3 protein-coding genes are annotated in these 2919 nt (G+C 60.9%); all 3 read right to left on the reverse strand.

The annotated features are described in order from the left end of the window. Nucleotides 1-1232: MFS transporter (locus AC1DWI_RS18510; RefSeq protein ID WP_477725407.1), on the reverse strand; the 1232-nt coding region annotated here is incomplete at its 3' end. A gap of 192 nt (nt 1233-1424) precedes the next feature. Then, nucleotides 1425-2075, reverse strand: coding sequence for a 2-hydroxychromene-2-carboxylate isomerase (locus AC1DWI_RS18515; RefSeq protein ID WP_477725408.1), 651 nt, complete (start codon nt 2073-2075; stop codon nt 1425-1427). Nucleotides 2076-2122: 47 nt separating this feature from the next. Next, the gene (locus AC1DWI_RS18520) at nt 2123-2875 is read right to left on the reverse strand and encodes a YbaK/EbsC family protein (protein WP_477670069.1); all 753 of its coding nucleotides are present in this window, start codon (nt 2873-2875) and stop codon (nt 2123-2125) included. Nucleotides 2876-2919 lie beyond the last annotated feature (44 nt).

Below are 2919 nucleotides of genomic sequence, written 5' to 3' on the forward strand. Positions count from 1 at the left end.
GTGTAGCTGGAGATGGCGGTTTCGCCGATCTTGATGGTGGCCACGGTGCCGGCGGGTGCGACAACGTTGTCATAGCTCACCGAAGCGCCTGCCAGCACCTGCTTGGCGATGTCGCAGGAACTGGTGAATTTGACGGTGCCGGTCGGGTTGAACTGGAACGAGCACTCTTTCGGGTCGGCGGTCACAACCACCTTGTTCTTGGCTTGTGCCGCGGCCAGGTCAGGATTGGCGGCTTTGGTCAGCGCGGTGAACACCGGGAAGTAGGTGACCACAGCCAGCAGGCAGCCGGCCATGATGATGGGCTTGCGGCCGATCTTGTCGGACAGCGTCCCGAAAATCACGAAGAAAGGCGTACCCAGGATCAGCGAATAAGCCACCAGGATGTTGGCCGTGGGGCCGTCGACCTTGAGCGCCTGCGTCAGGAAGAACAGCGCGTAGAACTGGCCGGAATACCACACCACAGCCTGGCCGGCGGTCAGGCCGATCAGCGCCAGGATCACGATCTTCAGGTTTTTCCACTGGCCGAAAGATTCGGACAACGGTGCCTTGGAGGTTTTGCCCTCAGCCTTCATTTTCTGGAAGGCAGGGGATTCGTTCATCGACAACCGGATGTAGACCGACACGGCCAGCAGCAGGATGGACACGATGAACGGAATGCGCCAGCCCCAGTCGGCGAATGCGACTTCGCCCATGGCGGTACGCACACCCAGGATGACCAGCAGGCTCAGGAACAGGCCCAGCGTGGCTGTGGTCTGGATCCAGGAGGTGTAGGCGCCGCGCTTGCCCTGTGGCGAGTGCTCGGCCACATAGACAGCTGCACCGCCGTATTCACCGCCGAGCGCCAGGCCTTGCAGCATGCGCAGGGCAATCAGGATCACCGGAGCGGCGACACCGATGGATGCATAGTTGGGCAAGAGGCCGACGATGAAGGTCGACAAGCCCATGATCACGATGGTGACCAGGAAGGTGTACTTGCGGCCGATCATGTCGCCCAGGCGGCCGAACACCAGCGCGCCGAAGGGGCGCACGATGAAGCCGGCTGCAAAAGCGAGCAGCGCAAAGATGAAGGCAGAGCCTGCATCCAGTCCGCTGAAGAACTGCTTGGCAATGATGGCTGCCAATGAACCGTAGAGGTAGAAGTCGTACCACTCAAATACGGTGCCGAGCGAGGAGGCGAAAATCACCTTCTTCTGCTCGGCTGTCATCGGCCTGTTGTCGACGGCTGTTGCCATGATGTTGTCTCCAAAATAATGAGACTTCCGGTATGGAAGCTACCTTCATTATTTTGGTTGTGGCTGACCTAGCTCTGACGTGAAACTAACAGGAGCTTTCACGAAACTTATGCGTGGCTGACAAGTCAAGGGGAAACCCTTGAAGAACTTTTCAGCATGCGAAGCACCTCAGGGAAAACGCTTAAAACCTTCTTAGGTACCGCGTTTGATGCCCGTCGCAACCTTACACGCGGCATTCCAGCCATCACCCTCAAACCAGGGGCTGCCGAGCAGGTACTCGCGCAGCATCGGCAACGCATCCAGGCCCCAGAAAATTTTGCCGTCGACCTCAAACGCCGGCACACCAAAAACGCCTTTGGCAATCGCCGTTTCCGTATTGCTTTTAAGCTGCGCCTTCACGCCCTCGCCCTGCACATCGCGCGCCGGCGCAAGCTGCTTGAGCAGCGCTTCGTAACGGGCCGCATCGCCGGCTTCACCGCCTTCGCCCCAGACATGGCGAAAGATGGTTTCGCACGCATAGCGGTTAGGTGCACCGCCCTGCCCCTCGGGGCCGCAGGYCACAGCCAGGCGCAGCAAAGGCAAGGGGTTGAAGGGATGGCTGGCCGGCATCTTCATCGCGATACCCAGGCTGTGCGCCAGCCACAGCACCTGCCGGTAGGTCCAGTCGCGTTTGGGGACGATCTCCGCAGGGCCCAGCTGGCCATAGTGCTTGAGCATGCCCGCGAACAGCACCGGCGTGTACGCCACGCTGTAGCTCACACCCTTCAGCGCTTCTGGAAGGCGCTCAAAAGCCAAAAAGGCATAGGGCGAAATGACGTCGAAGTAGCATGTGATGTGCTTGATCGCGGGCGCATCACCGGCTGCCGGCTTCATCGTTGTGTTCTCGCCGGTCATGGCTGCACCGCAGCCATGCGCTGCCCTATGGATGTCCAGATATGGCGCTTTGCGGTGTCGTCGGCCCCGCTCCACTGCGCGATTTCATCGCGCGTGCGAAAGCAGCCTTCGCACAGGCCCGACGCCGCGTTCATGCGGCACACGGAAATGCAGGGCGACGGAACGTCCGGCTCATTATCGAGTGTGGCCGCGCGCAGAGAGACCAGTTCGATCGCGTGCTTCCTCGCCAGTTTGTCTTCGTCCACATTCACCGCAAAGTCTGCCACCGGCGCGCCCGTCAGCAGCTCAAGCTCCTGCGGCGACAGCTGGAACACCGCATGCGGATGGCCCGCGGCCGCCCACACGGTTTCAAAGCGGAACAGCGAGCGGTCAATCAGCGTCACGGAGGGCGTGGCATGCGCCAGCGGCGACACACCGCCTATGGAGAACCCCGTGCGCGCCTTCACAAACTCCGCATCGGCCCGTGCCAGGCGCTTGCCATCGATACACACCATGGCCTCGACCTTTTTTTCATCAACCCGTTGGTCGCCGGACGTCACCACCAGCACGGCGGCATCGTCAGACTTTCGGCGAAAAATAATGCTCTTGGCAATCTGGCCCACCTGCACACCCAGTGCATCGGCTGCCTGCTGCGCGGTGCGCGCGGCATCGTCGAGCATGACGGGTGCATGCAGGTGGCCGCTGTCCAGCAGTACAGCGGCAACCCGCTGCACGCCCTCCGGTAACGCTTTCAGTTCAGCACCACACATGTCAATTCATTCGTTTGTTAAGAAGCGCGGTTGCCGCGCGGGAG

This window comes from Polaromonas sp. P3_C2, assembly GCF_056402675.1.